16 protein-coding genes are annotated in these 17,361 nt (G+C 73.3%); 9 read left to right on the plus strand and 7 right to left on the minus strand.

Annotated features, from left to right (window positions below):
- Positions 1 to 95: 95 nt before the first annotated feature.
- Positions 96 to 2,831, plus strand: a complete 2,736-nt coding sequence (locus AB0912_RS07430; RefSeq protein WP_366696998.1) for a SpoIIE family protein phosphatase — start codon at positions 96 to 98, stop codon at positions 2,829 to 2,831.
- 80 nt (positions 2,832 to 2,911) lie between these two features.
- Here AB0912_RS07430 and AB0912_RS07435 read toward each other — a convergent pair whose 3' ends face one another.
- The 4 genes from AB0912_RS07435 to AB0912_RS07450 all read right to left on the minus strand — a co-directional run bounded on the left by AB0912_RS07435 (position 2,912) and on the right by AB0912_RS07450 (position 6,799).
- Positions 2,912 to 4,546 carry an MFS transporter gene (locus AB0912_RS07435; RefSeq protein WP_366696999.1) on the minus strand — a complete coding sequence of 545 codons (1,635 nt, stop codon included), beginning with the start codon at positions 4,544 to 4,546 and terminating at the stop codon, positions 2,912 to 2,914.
- A 114-nt stretch (positions 4,547 to 4,660) separates the two neighbouring features.
- Entirely contained in the window at positions 4,661 to 5,521 is an 861-nt protein-coding gene (locus tag AB0912_RS07440; protein WP_366697000.1) for an ABC transporter permease, read from the minus strand.
- Positions 5,481 to 6,341 (minus strand): ATP-binding cassette domain-containing protein, encoded by an 861-nt coding sequence (locus AB0912_RS07445; protein ID WP_366697001.1) that lies wholly within the window; start codon positions 6,339 to 6,341, stop codon positions 5,481 to 5,483. The genes AB0912_RS07440 and AB0912_RS07445 overlap by 41 nt, the downstream gene beginning before the upstream one ends.
- Positions 6,338 to 6,799, minus strand: a complete 462-nt coding sequence (locus AB0912_RS07450) for a helix-turn-helix domain-containing protein (RefSeq protein WP_366697002.1) — start codon at positions 6,797 to 6,799, stop codon at positions 6,338 to 6,340. The genes AB0912_RS07445 and AB0912_RS07450 overlap by 4 nt, the downstream gene beginning before the upstream one ends.
- Positions 6,800 to 7,095: 296 nt before the next feature.
- Here AB0912_RS07450 and AB0912_RS07455 point away from each other — a divergent pair, with 296 nt between their 5' ends.
- Positions 7,096 to 7,473 carry an STAS domain-containing protein gene (locus AB0912_RS07455; protein WP_366697003.1) on the plus strand — a complete coding sequence of 126 codons (378 nt, stop codon included), beginning with the start codon at positions 7,096 to 7,098 and terminating at the stop codon, positions 7,471 to 7,473.
- Positions 7,474 to 7,816: 343 nt separating this feature from the next.
- On the opposite strand, the gene AB0912_RS07460 is transcribed toward AB0912_RS07455, so the two are convergent.
- Entirely contained in the window at positions 7,817 to 8,248 is a 432-nt protein-coding gene (locus AB0912_RS07460; RefSeq protein ID WP_366697004.1) for a MarR family transcriptional regulator, read from the minus strand.
- A gap of 228 nt (positions 8,249 to 8,476) precedes the next feature.
- Between AB0912_RS07460 and AB0912_RS07465 the strand changes: the two genes are divergently transcribed.
- The 6 genes from AB0912_RS07465 to AB0912_RS07490 all read left to right on the plus strand — a co-directional run bounded on the left by AB0912_RS07465 (position 8,477) and on the right by AB0912_RS07490 (position 14,446).
- Positions 8,477 to 9,655, plus strand: coding sequence for a PP2C family protein-serine/threonine phosphatase (locus tag AB0912_RS07465; RefSeq protein WP_366697005.1), 1,179 nt, complete (start codon positions 8,477 to 8,479; stop codon positions 9,653 to 9,655).
- A 172-nt stretch (positions 9,656 to 9,827) separates the two neighbouring features.
- Positions 9,828 to 10,727 carry an STAS domain-containing protein gene (locus AB0912_RS07470; protein WP_366697006.1) on the plus strand — a complete coding sequence of 300 codons (900 nt, stop codon included), beginning with the start codon at positions 9,828 to 9,830 and terminating at the stop codon, positions 10,725 to 10,727.
- Positions 10,724 to 11,158 (plus strand): STAS domain-containing protein, encoded by a 435-nt coding sequence (locus tag AB0912_RS07475; RefSeq protein WP_366697007.1) that lies wholly within the window; start codon positions 10,724 to 10,726, stop codon positions 11,156 to 11,158. Before AB0912_RS07470 ends, AB0912_RS07475 begins: the two co-directional genes overlap by 4 nt.
- Positions 11,159 to 11,205: 47 nt before the next feature.
- A complete protein-coding gene (locus tag AB0912_RS07480; RefSeq protein ID WP_366697043.1) occupies positions 11,206 to 11,601 on the plus strand; it encodes an anti-sigma regulatory factor in 396 nt (131 codons plus the stop codon).
- Complete coding sequence (locus tag AB0912_RS07485) at positions 11,598 to 12,671, plus strand: ATP-binding SpoIIE family protein phosphatase (protein ID WP_366697008.1); 1,074 nt, start codon at positions 11,598 to 11,600, stop codon at positions 12,669 to 12,671. Before AB0912_RS07480 ends, AB0912_RS07485 begins: the two co-directional genes overlap by 4 nt.
- Positions 12,668 to 14,446 carry a SpoIIE family protein phosphatase gene (locus AB0912_RS07490; RefSeq protein WP_366697009.1) on the plus strand — a complete coding sequence of 593 codons (1,779 nt, stop codon included), beginning with the start codon at positions 12,668 to 12,670 and terminating at the stop codon, positions 14,444 to 14,446. The genes AB0912_RS07485 and AB0912_RS07490 overlap by 4 nt, the downstream gene beginning before the upstream one ends.
- An 88-nt stretch (positions 14,447 to 14,534) precedes the next feature.
- Here AB0912_RS07490 and AB0912_RS07495 read toward each other — a convergent pair whose 3' ends face one another.
- A complete protein-coding gene (locus tag AB0912_RS07495) occupies positions 14,535 to 15,029 on the minus strand; it encodes a MarR family transcriptional regulator (RefSeq protein ID WP_366697010.1) in 495 nt (164 codons plus the stop codon).
- A gap of 180 nt (positions 15,030 to 15,209) precedes the next feature.
- Positions 15,210 to 15,620, minus strand: coding sequence for an ATP-binding protein (locus tag AB0912_RS07500; RefSeq protein WP_366697011.1), 411 nt, complete (start codon positions 15,618 to 15,620; stop codon positions 15,210 to 15,212).
- Between the two features lie 488 nt (positions 15,621 to 16,108).
- Between AB0912_RS07500 and AB0912_RS07505 the strand changes: the two genes are divergently transcribed.
- The gene (locus AB0912_RS07505) at positions 16,109 to 17,323 is read left to right on the plus strand and encodes a phospholipase D-like domain-containing protein (RefSeq protein WP_366697012.1); all 1,215 of its coding nucleotides are present in this window, start codon (positions 16,109 to 16,111) and stop codon (positions 17,321 to 17,323) included.
- Positions 17,324 to 17,361 lie beyond the last annotated feature (38 nt).

Raw genomic sequence — 17,361 nt, forward strand, 5'->3', positions numbered from 1 at the left:
AAGGGGCGCCGGGGCCGCCCCGTGGCCGCAACCGCACGCGCTCACGGTGGGTGACGCCTCTCGCCACCGGCCGCCCGGCAGTGTAGACATAGCTCATGGTCGGACTATTGGGTCGAACCCGGGCTCAGTCGACCCGCCGCCCCAGTACAGCGCACCAGAAGCGGGGGTCACACGAAGGCAGGCACCGACGTGGCGGCCCGTTCGGCGGGTTCCGCTCCGCGCTCGGCGGGCGCAGTGTCGCGGGCCAGGTCTTCGTCCTGCAAGTGGCCGTCGTGCTGCTGCTGGTCGTCGCGGCGGTGGTCGCCCTGGTGCTCCAGGTGCGGCACGACAGCACTCAGGAGGCCCGTGGCCGCTCACTCGCCGTGGCCGAGACCTTCGCCAACGCGCCGGGCACCCGGGCGGCGCTCAGCGCCCCGGACCCCACCGCCGTGCTCCAGCCGAGCGCCGAGGCCGCCCGCAAGGCCTCGAAGGTGGACTTCATCGTCGTCCTGAACACCGACGCGATCCGCTACACCCACCCCAAGCCGGACCGGATCGGGAAGAAGTTCGTCGGGACGACCGCGCCGGTCCTCGCCGGGCACTCCATCACCGAACAGGTCAACGGCACCATCGGGCCGCTCGTCCAGGCCACCGTCCCCATCAAGGCGCCCGACGGGACGGTGGTCGGCATGGTGTCGGCCGGGATCACCACCGCGAACGTCGGCGGCGCGGCCGACCGCCAGTTGCCGCTCGTGCTCGGCGCGGCCGGCGTCGCACTCGCGCTGGCCACCGCGAGCACCGCTCTCGTGAGCCGGCGCCTGCTGCGCCAGACCCACGGTCTCGGCCCGTACGAGATGACCCGGATGTACGAACACCACGACGCGGTGCTGCACTCCGTCCGGGAGGGAGTGATCATCGTCGGCGGCGAGGGGCAGCTCCTGCTCGCCAACGACGAGGCGAACCGGCTGCTCGACCTGCCCCCGGACGCCGAGGCGCGGTCCGTCGGCGAACTCGGCCTCGACGCGGACACCGCCGACCTGCTGACCTCCGGACGCGTGGCCACCGACGAGGTGCACCTGGTGGGCGACCGCCTGCTGGCCATCAACCAGCGGCCCACGGACCTGCGGGGCGGCCCCGCAGGAAGCGTGGCCACGCTCCGCGACTCGACCGAGCTGCGGGCCCTGTCCGGCCGCGCCGAGTCCGCCCGCGAACGCCTCAAACTCCTCTACGACGCCGGGGTGGGCATCGGAACCGGCCTGGACGTCACGCGCACGGCCGAGGAGCTGGCGGAGGTGGCCGTCCCCCGGTTCGCGGACTTCGTCACCGTGGACCTGGCCGACGCGGTGCTCAGCGGCCAGGACCCGGAGACGGGCACCGCGCTGCGCCGCACCGCCTTCGGCGGCATCCGCAAGGACGCCCCGCTGTACCCGGTCGGGCAGCACATCGGGTTCATCCCCTCCTCGCCGCAGGCGCACAGCCTGCGCACCGGCGAGGCCGTGGTGGAGCCCGACCTCGGGGGCGCGCCGGGCTGGCTGGACCAGGACCGCGCGCGCACGGCGCAGATCGTGGAGTACGGGATCCACTCGCTGATCACCGTGCCGCTGCGGGTGGGGCCGCTGGTCATGGGCGTGGTGAACTTCTGGCGGTCCGAGAAGCCGGAGCCCTTCGACGCCGAGGACCTGGCGCTCGCCGAGGAGCTGGTCGCCCGCGCGGCGGTCTCCATCGACAACGCGCGCCGTTACACCCGCGAGCACGCCATGGCCGTCACGCTCCAGCGCAGCCTGCTGCCGCGCGGCCTGCCCGAGCAGAGCGCCCTCGACCTCGCCTACCGCTATCTGCCGGCGCAGGCGGGCGTCGGGGGCGACTGGTTCGACGTGCTGCCGCTGCCCGGGGCGCGGGTCGCCCTGGTCGTGGGGGACGTCGTCGGGCACGGGCTGCTCGCCGCGGCGACGATGGGCCGGCTGCGTACGGCGGTCCACAACTTCTCCTCGCTCGATCTGCCGCCCGACGAGCTGATGGGCCTGCTGGACGAGCTGGTCGGCCGGATCGACCAGGACGAGCCGGCGGGGGGCGGCACGGCCGCCGTCACCGGCGCCACCTGTCTGTACGGCATCTACGACCCGACGACCCGGCGCTGCACCTTCGCCCGGGCCGGCCATCCGCCGCCCGCGGTGGTCCACCCCGACGGCAGCGTGGAGTTCGCGGACGTGCCGGCCGGGCCGCCGCTGGGCCTCGGCGGGCTGCCGTTCGAGACGGCGGAGGTGGAGCTTGCCGAGGGCAGCCGGCTGGTGCTCTACACGGACGGGCTGGTCGAGGACCGGGAGCGGGACATCGACGTCGGCCTCGGCATGCTGCGCGCCGCGCTGACCGGCGCCGACCGCTCCCCGGAGGACACCTGCCGGGCCGTGCTGGAGGCGATGCTGCCGGCCCGGCCGAGCGACGACATCGCCGTCATCGTCGCCAGGACCCACGCGCTCGGCGCCGACCGGATCGCGGAGTGGGACGTGCCGTCCGACCCGGTGGCCGTCGGCGAGGTGCGTGCCGCGGTCACCCGGAGGCTGGCGGAGTGGGGGCTGGAGGAGATGGCGTTCACGACGGAGCTGATCCTGAGCGAGCTGGTGACCAACGCGATCCGGTACGGCAACGGGCCCATCTCGGTACGGGTGCTGTACGACCGGACGCTGATCTGCGAGGTCCTGGACGGCAGCAGCACCTCGCCGCATCTGCGGTACGCGGCGTCGACGGACGAGGGCGGCCGGGGTCTGTTCCTGGTCTCCCAGATGGCCGACCGCTGGGGCACCCGGTACACCCCCGGGGGCAAGGTGATCTGGGCGGAACAGCCACTGCCCTGAGGGGCGCTCGCCTGCCCCGGACGCCCACTGCCCGACCAGCGCCCACGGGTACCCGAGGTCAGGCCGGAGGGGTGATCCGGTCAGCCGGGCGGCGGTGGTCGCTCGTGGGAGTCCCGCGCGTGCGCCGGGCCGCCGCTCACGCCCTCGCCCGCTCCGGAGCCGCCGCCGTCCACCGGTACGAGGCCCGCGCCGCCCTGGAGGCGTTCCAGGTCGGAGGGGCGCACCTGGATGACGATCAGGGCGACCAGGGCCGCGAAGACGGCGAAGACGGCCGCGGCGACGAAGGCGCCCGAGATGCCGGAGGTCAGCACCTGGTCGCTGAAGGGTTTCGGGAGCTGTCCGGTTCTGCGGAACTCCAGCCGCTGCCGCGGGGTCGCGGTCGACAGGAACCTCTTGACCTGGTCGGTGGCCTCGTTGCGGCTCGCCGTGCCGAACACGGTGACCAGCACCGACAGGCCGAGGGAGCCGCCGACCTGCTGGGTGGCGTTGAGGATGCCGGAGGCGGCGCCCGCGTCCCGCGACTCCACGCCGGACACCGCCATCAGCGTCAGCGACACGAACTGCAGACCCATGCCGAAGCCGAAGACGATCGTCGGCCCGAGGATGCTGCCGAGGTAGGTGCTGTGGACGTCGGTCAGTGTCAGCCAGCCGAGACCGGCGGCGGCCAGGATGGCGCCCACCGCCATGAAGGGTTTGGGACCCCAGCGGGGCAGCAGGTTGGAGGCGACGCCCGCGCCGATCGCGATGATCACGCTCACCGGCAGGAACGCGAACCCGGCCTTGAGCGGGCTGAATCCGAGGATGTTCTGCACGAACAGGGTCAGGAAGAAGAACATCCCGAAGATCGCGGCGGACAGGCTGAGCATCATCGCGTAGACGCCCGAGCGGTTGCGGTCGCGGAACATCCACAGCGGTGTGATGGGCTGTCTCGACCGGCGTTCGACGGTGATGAACGCGATCAGGAACACCACCGCGGCGCCGAAGGCGCCGAGGGTGAGGGAATCGCTCCAGCCGTCCTCCGAGGCCCGGATGAAGCCGTAGACGAGCAGCACCATGCCCAGTGTGGAGGTGAGGGCGCCGAGGAAGTCGAAGTGGCCCGGGTGGCGCTCGGACTCCTTGATGACGCGGGGGGTGGCGAGCACGATCAGCAGGCCGATGGGGATGTTGACGAAGAAGACCCAGCGCCAGTCGAGCCATTCGACGAGGATGCCGCCCGCGAGCAGGCCGATCGCGCTGCCGCCCGCCGAGACGGCGGCGAACACGCCGAACGCCCGGTTGCGTTCGGGTCCTTCGCGGAACGTGGTGGTGATGAGGGACAGCGCGGTCGGCGAGGCGATGGCGCCGCCGACGCCCTGGAGCGACCGCGCGGCGAGCAACTGCCAGGACTCCTGGGAGATTCCGCCGAGCAGGGAGGCGAAGACGAAGAGCAGCACGCCGAACATGAAGACGCGGCGGCGGCCGAGGATGTCCCCTGACCGGCCGCCGAGCAGCAGCAGTCCGCCGAAGGTCAGCGTGTAGGCGTTGATCACCCAGGAGAGGTTCTCGGTCGAGAAGCCGAGGGCCGTCTGGATGTGCGGGAGCGCGATGTTCACGATGGTGATGTCGAGAACCACCATGAGCTGACACGAGGCGATGACGAGAAGAGCGAGGCCGCTTCCTCTGCCCCGCTGCGGAGAGTCGGCGGACTCGGAGGATGTCACGTGATCGGCCGTCATGGAGAGGGCCCCGCATCTAGGGTCGGCGATGAACGTGGATGGTCACCCCATCGACGTTATGCCCGACCACGCGACCTCACCAATCGATCACCGGCACGGCTCCCGGACCCCCTCTCACCTGGCCAGTCGTCCCAGCAGCGAGGAGGCGGACAGGATGCCGAGGGCGGCGGCCAGGACGAGGACGCCGTAGTCCAGGGCCAGGTGCGCGTGGACGCCGAGCAGCAGTCCGCGCAGCGCGTCTACCTGATAGCTGAGCGGGTTGACCTTGCTGACGGCCTGGAGCCAGCCCGGCATGACGGCCACCGGGTAGAGCGCGTTGGAGCCGAAGAACAGCGGCATCGTGATGGCCTGCCCGATGCCCATCAGCCGGTCGCGGGTGAGAACGATGCCCGCGATCGTCATGGAGAGGCACGAGAAGAACGCCGAGCCGAGGACGACGGCCACCGCCACCCCGAGGAGCCGCAGCGGGTTCCAGGTCATGGCCACGCCGAGCAGAGCGGCGATCACCACGACCACCACGGCCTGGATGAGCGCCTTCACCCCGGCGGCGAACGCCTTGCCGGTGATGAGCGCGGAGCGGGGTGTAGGCGTGACCAGGAGCTTGGTGAGGATGCCGGCGTCGCGCTCCCAGATGATCATGATGCCGTAGAAGATGGCGATAAACATGGCGGACTGGGCGATGATCCCGGGCGCCAGGTAGTCGAGGTAGGGGATGCCGCCGGTGGGGATCGCGCGGATCCGGGTGAAGGTCTCCCCGAAGATGAGCAGCCACAGGGCGGGCTGGATCGCCCGCGTGTACAGCTCGGTGCGGTCGTGCCGGAGCTTTTGGAGTTCGACCGCGCACATCGCGGCGACCCGGGCGGGCAGCACCCGCCAGCCGGTACGGGCCCGGGGCGGGACAACGAGCAGGTCGAGGCTCCCCGTCGGGGCCGCTTCAGCCGACACGGGACGCGGTGCGGCGGGTGCTTCGGACATCCCTGAATTCTCCCGAGTGGTCGTCGAGTCCACTGCCGGCGACGTCCCGGAAGACGTCCTCCAGCGTGGGCAGTTCACCGTCGCCGGTGGTTCCCCGGCGCTCGCCGAGGCCCTGCCTGAGCTGCTCCGGTGTGCCGAGCGCGCGGACGCGTCCGCGGTGCATCAGCGCGACCCGGTCGCAGTACTGGTCGGCCTCGTCCATGTAGTGGGTGGTCACGAGGACGGTCATGCCGGTGGCGGCGCGTACGGCGTTGATGTGCTCCCACACGCTGGTGCGGGCGATCGGGTCGAGGCCGATGGTCGGCTCGTCGAGGATCAGCAGGCGTGGCGCGCTGACCAGCGCCTGGGCCAGCTCCAGACGCCGGACCATGCCCCCGGAGTACGTCTTGGCGAGCCGGTCGGCCGCGTCGGTCAGGTCGACCGCGCTGAGCGCCTGTTCGACCCGGGCGGCGCGCTCGCGCCGGGACACGTCGAAGACGCGGGCGAACAGCTCGACGTTCTCCCGGCCGGTGAGTCCGGAGTCGGCCGACAACTGCTGCGGGACGTAGCCCAACAGCCTGCGTACGGCCATCTGTTCGCGGGTGGCGTCGTGCCCGAAGACCCGGACCTTGCCGGCCGGGACGGGCAGCAGCGTGGTGATGCAGCGGATCGCCGTCGTCTTGCCCGCGCCGTTGGGGCCGAGCAGTCCGAACACCTCGCCGTCGCGGACGTCGAGGTCGAGTCCGTCGACGGCGACGGTCTCACCGAAGGCGTGGACGAGCCCGGAGCAGGACACGGCGTTCACCGTGTCCTGCCCGGGTTCGCTCTCGTGCGCGGTCATGTCTCCTCGGCCTCCTCGTGCAGGTTCGCCGCCAGCGTGCGCAGGGCCGGCAGGGCGGCTTCCAGGGCCGCGCGGTCCGCGGCGTCGAGCCGGTCGACCTCGCGGCGCACCAGGACGGCGCGCCGCTGCCGCCAGTCCCGCAGCCGGGTGTCGGCGGCGGGTGTGGTCAGCAGCCGGGCCGCCCGCCGGTCGGCCGGGTCGGTCTCGCGGACCAAGTAGCCGTCCCGGACCAGGTGGTTGACCAGGGTCGAGACCGAATTGGCCGCCAGATACAGCTCCTTGGCGGCCTCGGACACACCGAGCCCCGGCCGCTCCGCGACCAGCCGCAGCAGGTCGACCTCGGCGCCGCGCAGCCGCGGCCCGTCCGTGCCGCCGCGCAGCCGCTTCCTGATCAGCCGTTGCAGCCCGGCGAGGGCGTCCGCCAGCGCCTCGGGAAAACTCTCCGGCTCGTGCTCCACCCTCCCGAGATTAGCTCTGCGTCAGAGGCATTGCGGAAAAGAGAGGGTCAAGAAAAGGAGGGCCGGGAGGCCGCGGCCCTGGGCTGCCTCGCCGATCCGCGCGCCGACGTGGGCGCCGCGCCCCGGAGCGCGCGCCGCGTGACCCGGGCCACTGCGTCCGGGGGCGCTCCCGGCGGCGAAGCCCCAGGTGTGCATCCCGGTTCGGGGGGTAACCGTTGACCTGCTCACCGGCGTCCCAGCGCCGGCGGTTCCCGACGGGTCAGTGTCCGACGGGTCAGTGTCCTTTGGAGGTAAGCGTGCCGGCCGAACCAGCGCCCGTGTCCATCGAGGTGACCCCGTACGGCGACGGCATCGTCCTGGTCGGCGTCGCCGGGGAACTGGACGTCGAGACGGCTCCCGAGCTGCGCGGCCGGCTGGCCGACCAGATACGGGCCGGCCGCCCGCACCTGCTGCTCGACCTGTCGGCGGTCCCCTTCATGGACTCCTCCGGCATCAACGCACTCCTGAAGGCGCACGAGGAGGCCGGCCTCGCGGGCGGGAGCCTGTGCCTCGTCTCGCCCGCCCCGGTCGTCCGCCGCGTCCTGGACCTCACCGGCGTGAGCCTCACGATCGCGTCCGTGGACGGCCTCGAAGCGGCGCTCGCGCACGTGGGCGAGGAGACCTCGCGTCAGTAGACCGGGAGCGGGACGGGCCCAGGGGCGGCACGCGGCCGGAGAGCACCACCGGACCGACGTGCGGTCACCCGGCGGTTCCCGCGGCTCTCCGGAGGCCCTTCCCGGGCGCATCGGCACCGTCAGACCCACCCAACCCCACCCCCTGCGCGGAACCGCAGGAGACCGTGATCACGCGGCCGACAGTTGCCATTTGACAACTATGACCGTGAGGCAACAAAGTGATCGCCCCCGAAGAGCGGAGAGGATCCGAGATGGCGCGGAGAGTGATGGAGGCGGAGCCCGTGCGGCTCGCGCGCCGCACGCCCTCGCGGCGACCGGCCCCCGGTCCGGGCCGCGCGGCGGCTCAGGCCGTGCGGGCGGCCGGCGTGTCGTCCTCGTGGAGCTGTGCGGCCGCGGTCGCGCAGAAGGCCGCGAGGCCCTCCGCGAGCGCCGTCCGCTGCGCCGCCGGCATCTGGGCGAGCACCGCTTCCACCGCGCCCTCGCGGCGCGCGCGCAGCTCCCTGAGGAAGGTCCGGCCGCGCACGCTGAGGAACAGCCGCAACTCCCGGCGGCTGGTGGCGCTGGGCGTCCGCTCGATGTACCCGACGGCCTGGAGCCGGTCACAGAGCCGGCTCGTCGAGGGAGGCGTGGAGCCGAGCGCGTCGGCGAGCGTGCGCAGGTTGATGCCCTCGTCGTGCTCCAGGATGAAGAGCACCCGGAGCTGCGAGGCCGAGACGGGCGCCGTGGAGGCCCTTCCCCACAGGATCTCCAGCAGCTCGGCCGCCTCGGAGGTCACACGAGCCACCTCACTGGGCTGTGGACGCGGGCCGGTGGAAGTCACGGTGTCACTCTCCCAGTCTTCTCGGGCACTGTCAGCCTGTCGCGGACAAGGACAGGAACAAAACACCCGTCGGGGTCCGGGACGGGAGCAGAACAACAGATACCGGGTCTCACCCAAGGCGGGCCGGCTCCCCGGAGCCCGGACCCGGCATCGTACTAGTCGAAGAATGGCGTATCCGACATCGTGAACAGATTCGTGGCCGCGGAGCGTGCCCTGCGCACCGCGGCACCCCATCAACTCCTCGACGCCGTCCGTGCCGTGCTGTGCGACCGGTACGCGGCCGAGTCCGTCGAGCTGTTCATGGCCGACTACGGGCTCACCGTGCTCCAGCCCGTGTCGGTGCTCCCGCACACCCTCGAACCGATCCCGGTGCACAGCAGCCCCGAGGGCCGGGCCTTCGGCGCGCAGGGCCCCTTCGTCGAGGAGCGCACCGGCCGGCGGGTGCGGGCGCACCTGCCGGTGACGGTGCGCGGCGACCGGCTCGGCGTGCTGTCCGTGACGCTGCCCTCGGACGCGTGCGACGAGGCCTCCCTCGCGGAGCTGGCCGAGGTCGCGGAGGTCCTCGCCCACGAGGTGCTGGTGGCCGAGCGGGACACCGACCTGTACCTCCAGGCGCGCCGCAAGGACCGGCTGACGCTGGCCGCCGAGATGCAGTGGCAGTTGCTGCCCGGCCGCTCCTGCTCCCGTCGCGAGTACGAACTCGGCGCCCAGCTGGAGCCCGCCTACGCGATCTTCGGCGACAACTTCGACTGGTCGGCCAGCGCCGACCGGCTGCTGCTGTACATCACCAACGGCATGGGCGAGGGGATCGAGGCCTCGCTGCTCACGAACCTCGGCATCAACGCCCTGCGCAACGCGCGGCGGGCGGGCATCTCCCTCCAGGACCAGGCGGCGCTGGCCGACCAGGCGATCTACGCCCAGTACGGGGGCGCCTCGCATCTGTCGGTGCTGATGCTCGACTTCGAGCTGTCGACCGGCCGGCTGCGGGTGATCGACGCGGGCTCGCCCCAGATGCTGCGGCTGCGCGGCAGGACCGTGGAGCGGGTCGACTTCGAGGCCCAGCTCCCGCTCGGCATGTTCGAGGAGACCGACTATCTCGTGCAGGAGTTCCAGGTGGAGCCCGGCGACCGGCTGCTGTTCGTCAGTGACGGTGTCTACGCCGTCGCCGGACCCGGCGGGGAGGCGTACGGGGAGCGGGCGCTCGCGATGGCGATCACCTCGACCCAGTTGCTGCCCGCGACGGAGGTGCCGCGGGCCGTGCTGCGCGAGCTGTCCGGTCACCGGGTCAGACCCAAACCGGAGGACGACGCCCTCGTGGTGTGTCTCGACTGGCACGGCGCCCAAGGGGCGGAGCCGGAGTAGCACGCCATGGGCGAGGCGGCTCGCGTGGGGCCCGGCCGGCCGGCCCGGCGCCCGTGCCGTGAGCGGGTGTCGGAGGCGATCGGGCCATGGCTACAGTTGCCGTACGACAAGAGACCATGGCCGGACGGGAACACGCTCGTCGGCGCGATGAACGGACCAGGGAGAAGAACACGTGGCGGACCATCAGGCAGCGGTGCACCAGGACTCGGCGTCCCGGGAGGTCGGTGAGTTCCTGCGCAGGCGCCGCGAGCAGCTCGCCCAGCGCTGGGCCGACGAGGCGCTGTTCCGCACCGTGTTCACCCTCTCGCGGGACGAGGCGGTGGAGGCCGGCCGGGCCGTCGTGGAGGCGCTCGCGGCCGTCGCCGCCGCGGGCCGGGTCGAGGACCTGGGTGCCGCCGGATTCGCCACCGTACGCGAGCAGTTGGGGCGGATGGCCGCCTCGCGCGCGCGAACGGGCGCCACGTCCGCGCAGATCGCCGACGAGGTGGCGGCACTGCGCCCGGCGGCCTCCGAGCTGCTGAGCGCGGATCTCGCCGAGGGGCCCCGGGAGCGGGCCGAGGCCTGCGCGGTCGCCCTCACCGCGCTGCTGGGCACCCTGCGCCTGGTCGTGCTGGAGACGACGCTCAGCGAAGGACAGGAACTGATCGACCGCCAGCGCCTGCAGTTGCTGGAGGTCGCCACACCGGTGATCAAGCTGTGGACCGGCGTGGTCGCCGTCCCCCTCATCGGCACCCTGGACAGCGCCCGCAGCCAGGTCGTGATGGAGAGCCTGCTCGACGCCGTCGTCACCCAGCAGGCCCGCTACGCCATCCTGGACATCACGGGCGTGCCGACCGTCGACTCGCTGGTGGCCCAGCACCTCATGAAGACGGTGGCCGCCGCCCGCCTGATGGGCGCCGAGTGCATCGTCTCCGGCATCCGGCCCGCCATCGCGCAGACCATCGTCCACCTCGGCATCGACCTCGGCGAAGTGGTCACCCGCGCGAGCCTCGCCGACGCCCTCGCGTACGCCCTGCACCGCCAGGGCATCGCGATCGTCGACCGGGACCGCACCGGGCAGAGCGCGCGGTGAGCGCCCCCGTCACCGGACCCGAGGGCGCCCACGTCCCGGTACTGAAGCTGGGTGACGTCCTGCTGGTCACCTTGCAGGGCGACCTGCACGACGAGGCGGCCGAGCGGCTGCAGCGGGACATCGGCGAGGCCATCGCCGCGAGTTCCGTCAGCGGTGTCGTCATCGACATCTCCGGGGTGGAGATCGTCGACTCCTTCCTCGGGCGCATCTTCGCGGAGGTTGCGGCGCACGCCCGGCTGCTCGCGGCGCAGACCGTCGTTGCCGGCATGCGGCCCGCCGTCGCCATCACCCTGGTCGAACTGGGCCTGACCCTGCCCGGACTGCGCACCGCGCTCGACGCCGAGGAGGCCGTGCGCCTGCTGACCTCGGCGCCGCCGGCCGACCACCTCGGTCCAGACCACCACGGTCCAGTACGCCAGGAGCGCCCGTGACGGAAACCTCCGGCCGCGTCACCGCCTGCCTGCCGATCCGCACCGACATGGATCTCGCGTGGGTGCGCCAGCATGTGCGCCAGGCGGCCGCTCAGCTCGGTTTCGGACTGGTCGACCAGACCAAACTGGTCACGGCCGCCAGTGAACTGGCCCGCAACACGCTCGTGCACGGCGGGGGCGGTCAGGTCGAGTCCACCGTCCTGCGGACCGGCGCGGCGCGCGGACTGCGGCTGACCTTCTCCGACCAGGGGCCCGGTATCCCGGACGTCGAGCGGGCCCTCGGCGACGGCTACACCTCGGGCGGCGGCCTCGGCCTCGGCCTCGGCGGGGCCCGCCGGCTGGTGCACGAGTTCTCCATCGACAGCCGCCCCGGCGAGGGCACCGACGTGACCGTGATCTGCTGGACCGCCGGTCCCCCGCCGCCCCGCCAGGAGAGCCCATGACACGTGTCTGGGACGTGCCCGTGCACGACTCCACCCGGGTCCGTGACGTCCGGGTGGCCGCCGAGGAGGCCGCCGACCACACCGGGCTCGGCCGCGACCGCAGGGCCGTCGCCGCGCTCGTCGCCACGGAGCTGGCCACCAACCTGCTCAAGCACGGGGGCGGCGGACAGGTGCTGATCGACACCGTGGACGCCGACCTCGCGCTGCCCGGCACCGGTTTCGGCCCGGCCCTGCAGATCGCCGCGGTCGACCACGGTCCGGGCATCGCCGACCTCGGCTCCGCGCTGCGCGACGGCTTCTCCACGACGGCCTCGCTCGGCGCCGGGCTCGGCACCTGCCGCCGGATCGCCGACCACTTCGAGGTGCACAGCGTGCCCGGGCAGGGCACCGTCGCCGTCGCGCGGGTGCACGCCGCGCGACGGGACCGGCCGGGTCACCGCGCACCCGACACGCGCCCCCGGGTGCGGGCCGGCGGTATCAACGTCCCGCTGGCCGCCGCCGCGTACTCGGGCGACGCCTGGGCCTGCGTCCGGGCCGGCGACCACGTCACCCTGCTCCTCGCGGACGGGCTCGGTCACGGGGAGGCCGCCGCGCGGGCGTCCGGGGCGGCCGTCGAGGAGTTGCACCGGTCCGCCCATCTGCCGCCGGCGGAACTGCTCGGGCACCTGCACACGGCGCTGCGCGACACCCGGGGCGCGGCGATCGCGGTGGCCCGGCTCGATCTCGCCCGCGACCAGCTCGACTTCGCCGGGATCGGCAACATCGGGGCCCGGCTGCTGACCGGCGACACCTGGCGCCCGCTGCTGTCCCACCCGGGCATAGTGGGCGCGCACCGGCCGGCCCGGCTGCCCGGCTGCCGGGCGCCGTGGACGCCTGGCAGCCTGCTCGTGCTGCACAGCGACGGACTGCCGAGCCGTTGGACACCGCCGGCCGTCGCCCCTCTGACATCCTGGGACCCCGCCGTCACCGCCGCGGTGATCGTGCGGGACTCCAGCAGTGCCGCACGTCCGGTGCGGGACGACACCACCGTGGCCGTGCTGACCCCCACCCCGCAGGATCACCGCTCATGACCCACTCCTGGCAGATCACCACGGTCGACGACGCCGCGCGGGCGCGGATCGCCGTCGCCCGGCTCGTCGCGGCGCACGGCGTGTCCACGGTGGAGCGCACCCGGCTGGTCACCGCCCTCAGCGCCCGCCTGCGGCAGGCCCTGGTCAAGGGCGGCTGCTGGGTCATGACCCTGCGCAGCACGCCGCCCTCGGACACGGGGACGCCCGGCCGGATCACGGTCGCCCTCGGCGCGCAGGCGAACGGGGCCGGGAGCAGGCCGGGCTGGCAGGCGAGCGTGGACGTCGAGGAGCCGGGCTCGGTCGATGTCACCGCGCGGGTGCCGCGCGACCGCAAGACGTTCGCCGACGCCCTCCTCAGTGCCGACGAGGACACCTCACGGGTGCTCGACAAACTGGCCGAGCAGGAGCAACTGGTCTCCTTCCACCGGGAGGAGCTGCACCAGACCAATCAGGGTGTGCTCGCGCTGCACGCGGAGCTGGACGCGGCCGGGCGGGTGCAGCGGGAGCTGTTCGCCGCCGAGCGCAAGGCCCGTACGGAGGCCGAGAGCGCCCGGCGCCGGCTGACGTTCCTCGCCGACGCCAGCGCGGCGCTGACCGCCTCGCTGAACCACGAGGAGATCCTGCGCAGGCTGCACGAGCTGCTCGTCCCGGCCTACGCGCGCGGTGTCGACGTATGGCTGTTCGCCGACGACGACACCCGTAAGCCGTCTCCGCAGCCGGCCGCCGCCGCGGCGGCGGCCCGCACCGGCCGCCCGCAGTACGCGGCCGACCACCCGGGCGGGATGCCCGGGGTCGACGACCTGCCGCCCTCCGCGCTCCATCCCGACGTGCCGCTGCTGTGCGTCCCGCTGCTGACCCGGCACGCTCCGCTCGGCGTGGTGACGCTGAGGCCGCCGGAGGACCGCTGGAGCCCCGACGACGCCGTGATGCTGGTGGAGCTTGCCCGCCGGGCCGGTGTCGCGATCGACCACGCCCAGCGGTTCGAGCACAACCGGGACATCGCCGAGACCCTGCAACGCGCCCTGCTCACCGAGCTGCCCACCACGGCGGGGCTCAGCCTCGCGGCCCGCTACCTGCCGGCCACCCACGGGCTGAACATCGGCGGCGACTGGTACGACGCGTTCCGGCAGCCGGACGGGGGCCTGGTCGCCGTCGTGGGCGATGTGACCGGCCACGGGCTGCGGGCCGCCGTCATGATGAGCCAACTGCGCACCGCGCTGCGGGCGTACGCGGTGGACGGCGGGTCGCCGGGGCAGCTCCTGACCCGGCTGCACGTGTTCCTGCACCATCTCCAGCCCGATCTGTACGCCACGGCGGTCATCGCCCGCTTCCACCCGGACGAGCCCACCGTCACCTGGGCCGCCGCCGGGCACCCGCCGCCCGTGCTGCGCACCCCGGACGGCGGTGTCCGGGTCCTGGACGCCAAACCCGGCGCCATGCTGGGCATTCCGCTGCACCAGGAGATCCGCGACCACACCGCCGACCTCCCGCCCGGCTCCACCCTCGCGCTCTACACCGACGGTCTGGTGGAGCGGCGGACGCAGGGCATCGACCCTGGCATCCGGCGGCTCGCCGAGGCGCTCGGCGCGCAGCGCGCGGCCGACCTGGACCTCGATCTGGAAGGCGCGGCAGACCGGATGCTCGACCCGCTGCTGCGGGACTCGCAGCGGGACGACGACGTGTGTCTGCTGCTGTGCCACATCGGCGGCCCGGCCACCGGCCCGCTTCCCGGTGGCTCCGGTGCCCCACCGGTCCCCGGTCGGCCGGGGGCGTGAGGCTCCGGTCGCCCGGGACTCCGCCGAGGACCGGACGACCGCAGCCACGACCACGACCACCGCGACGGCAGCCGCGGACTCGCGCGTCTCACGCGCCGGGCTGCTGCTCCGCCGGCGATGTGGGACGTGCCGCCTGGAAGGCGCGCAGACCCTTCTCGAACGCCGTCCTCTCCCCCGGGGTCATGCCCGCGAGGACGGCCGCGAGGAGCTGGGAGCGGCGCTCGGCGATCTCCGTGAGGACCCCCTTGCCCAGCGGGGTGAGCAGCAGGTGCAGGGCGCGCCGGTTGCCCGGATGGGGAACGCGGCGCAGCAGGCCGGCGGCCTCCAGGCGGTCGCAGAGGCGGCTCGCGGCGGGGAGGGCGATGCCGACGCGCTCGGCCAGGCCGGTGAGGGTGAGGTCGGGCCGCTGTCCCACGGCACGCAGGGCCTTGAGCTGGTGGGCGGAGAGGCGGGGGACGACCGACCGGGCGGCCGAGATCCACAGCTCCACGAGGACGTCGACGGCGTCGGCCGTGCGTCCGGCGACCGCCTCGGACCGGGTTCCGGGCGCCGGTGCGCGGTTGGTGTGCCCGTCATCCACCACGGGTCATCACGCGCTCCCCGGGTGCCTGGGCCGGGCGGGGGTGGCGAGCGGGCCGGGCGCCGCGTCGTATGCCCGGGGCCGCCCGTCCCAGGGGTGGGGCGCCCTGCCGCGGGGACGGTGGACTCGGGAGCGGTCGGCGGTCGTGACTGGATCGCGGATGATGCTCGTTCCTCGGAATCGTCAGAAGGACACGACGGCGTGCACGGTCTTGCCGTCCGCGCGGGCGAGGACGGTCAGCTCGGAGGACAGCCGGCGCACCAGCGGCCAGCCGAAGCCGCCCTTTCCGGTCAGGTCGAGCCGCCGTTGGCGCGGCGGCTCCGGGTCGTCGTCGGAGACGGAGATCCCCACGCCGTGGCCCACGTACCGCAGGTCGACGCTGCAGAGCCGGCCGCGCGCGTGGCGCACCACGTTCGTGACCAGCTCGGAGACCACGAGGCTGACGGCCTCGGCGGCCTCGCGCGGCACCTGCCGGGGCAGTGTGCCGAGGAACGCCCTGGCCATCCCCCGGGCGTGCACCGCGGCCTCGGGGCTGCGCTCCAGGCTCGCTCCGGACACGGGACATGCGGCGGAGGGCTGTTCGACGGTGGTCATCCTTCACCTCCCTTGCCGTGTTTCCCGTTCTCGCGCCGTGGTCGCGGCGCCACGCCGTCGCCGGCACCGCACCGGTGGAGGCCGGTGTGCCGGGTGGGCTGTTCCCCCTTATTCCCGAACCCCGGGAGCCCATGTCACGGCGGCGGGCACCTTCACAACGCGATCACAGGTACGCGCCCACAACACGATCAGAGGTACGCGCCGCGCGGGCCGTCGGGAAACCGCCCACCGGTCCGGTGGCTTCGCGCGGACGAGGAGTGATCCGGCGTTTCGGGGGCACCTGAGCCGCGTCGCGAACGCCACGGCGTACCGCGGCATCGCTCCCACGGCGGACGAAGGGGCCGGGCGACCCCGAAGACCGCCTTGGTCGAGCGGGAGGGGTGGTGGCCCGTACGGGCGGGTCCCGGACAGGGTCACCACTCCCCCGGACCTCCGCGCACCGCCCGGGGCGGGGAGGCGGCACACGGCACGACAACAGGAGACGGTGGATGTCCCAGACCATCACGGCGCGCGTCGAGGGCAACGGGCCGCCGGCCCCGGCGGACGCGGAGCGGCGCAAGCAGCGCCTCCGCAGACGGCTGGAGCGCCTCATCGGCATCGCCGCGACCGAGGGCAACGAACTCGTCCCGCTGCGCAACGGTGACCGGATCTTCGCCGCGATGCTCGACGCCGTACGGTCCGCCGAGCACACCATCGACATGATGACCTTCGTGTACTGGCGCGGCCAGATAGCCCACGACTTCGCCGCCGCGCTGGCCGACCGGGCCCGCGCGGGTCTGCGCGTACGGCTGCTGCTGGACGGGTTCGGGGCGAAGCGGATCGAGGCGGACCTGCTGGAGTCCATGACCTCGGCGGGTGTGCAGGTGGCGTGGTTCCGCAAGCCGCTGTGGCTCTCGCCGCTGAAGCAGAACCACCGCTGTCACCGCAAGGCGCTGGTGGTCGACGAGCGGATCGCGTTCACCGGGGGCGTGGGCATCGCCGAGGAGTGGTGCGGGGACGCCCGCGGGCCGTCCGAGTGGCGGGACACGCACGTGCAGGTGCGGGGTCCGGCCGTGGACGGCATCGCCGCCGCGTTCGCGCAGAACTGGGCGGAGTGCCACGACGAGCTGTTCGACGACCGCGACCGGTTCACCGCCCAGGAGCAGCCGGGCACCGCGACGGTCCAGGTGGTGCGGGGCTCGGCCAGTTTCGGCTGGCAGGACATGCAGACCCTGATCCGCGTGGTGCTGGACTCCGCGGAGGAGCGGTTCCGGCTGTCCACGGCCTACTTCGCGCCCGACGCGTACTTCATCGACCTGCTGTGCGCGACGGCGCGGCGCGGGGTGCGGGTGGAGATCCTGCTGCCCGGCCCGCACACCGACCAGCGGGCCTGCCAGCTCGCCGGCCAGCACTACTACGACGAGCTGCTGGCCGCCGGGGTGGAGATCCGCCAGTACCAGCCGACGATGCTGCACACGAAGATCATGACGGTGGACGGGGTGGCGTCGCTGATCGGTTCCACCAACTTCAACCGCCGGTCCATGGAGCATGACGAGGAGGTCATGCTCGCGGTGCTGGACGAGACGTTCACCGCGGACCTCGACCGGGACTTCGACGAGGACCGGCGCCAGGCCGTGGCCATCGAGGCGGGCCGCTGGCGGCGCCGTTCCCCGCTCCAGCGCGCGAGGGAACTGGCGGTCGCCCCGCTGCGCCGCTTCCTCTAGCTCCGGGTGACCGGGCCGGGGGCGGCGGCGGGGCCGCC

The sequence above is a fragment of the Streptomyces sp. NPDC007084 genome (assembly GCF_040703595.1).
In the GTDB taxonomy this organism is placed as follows: domain Bacteria; phylum Actinomycetota; class Actinomycetes; order Streptomycetales; family Streptomycetaceae; genus Streptomyces.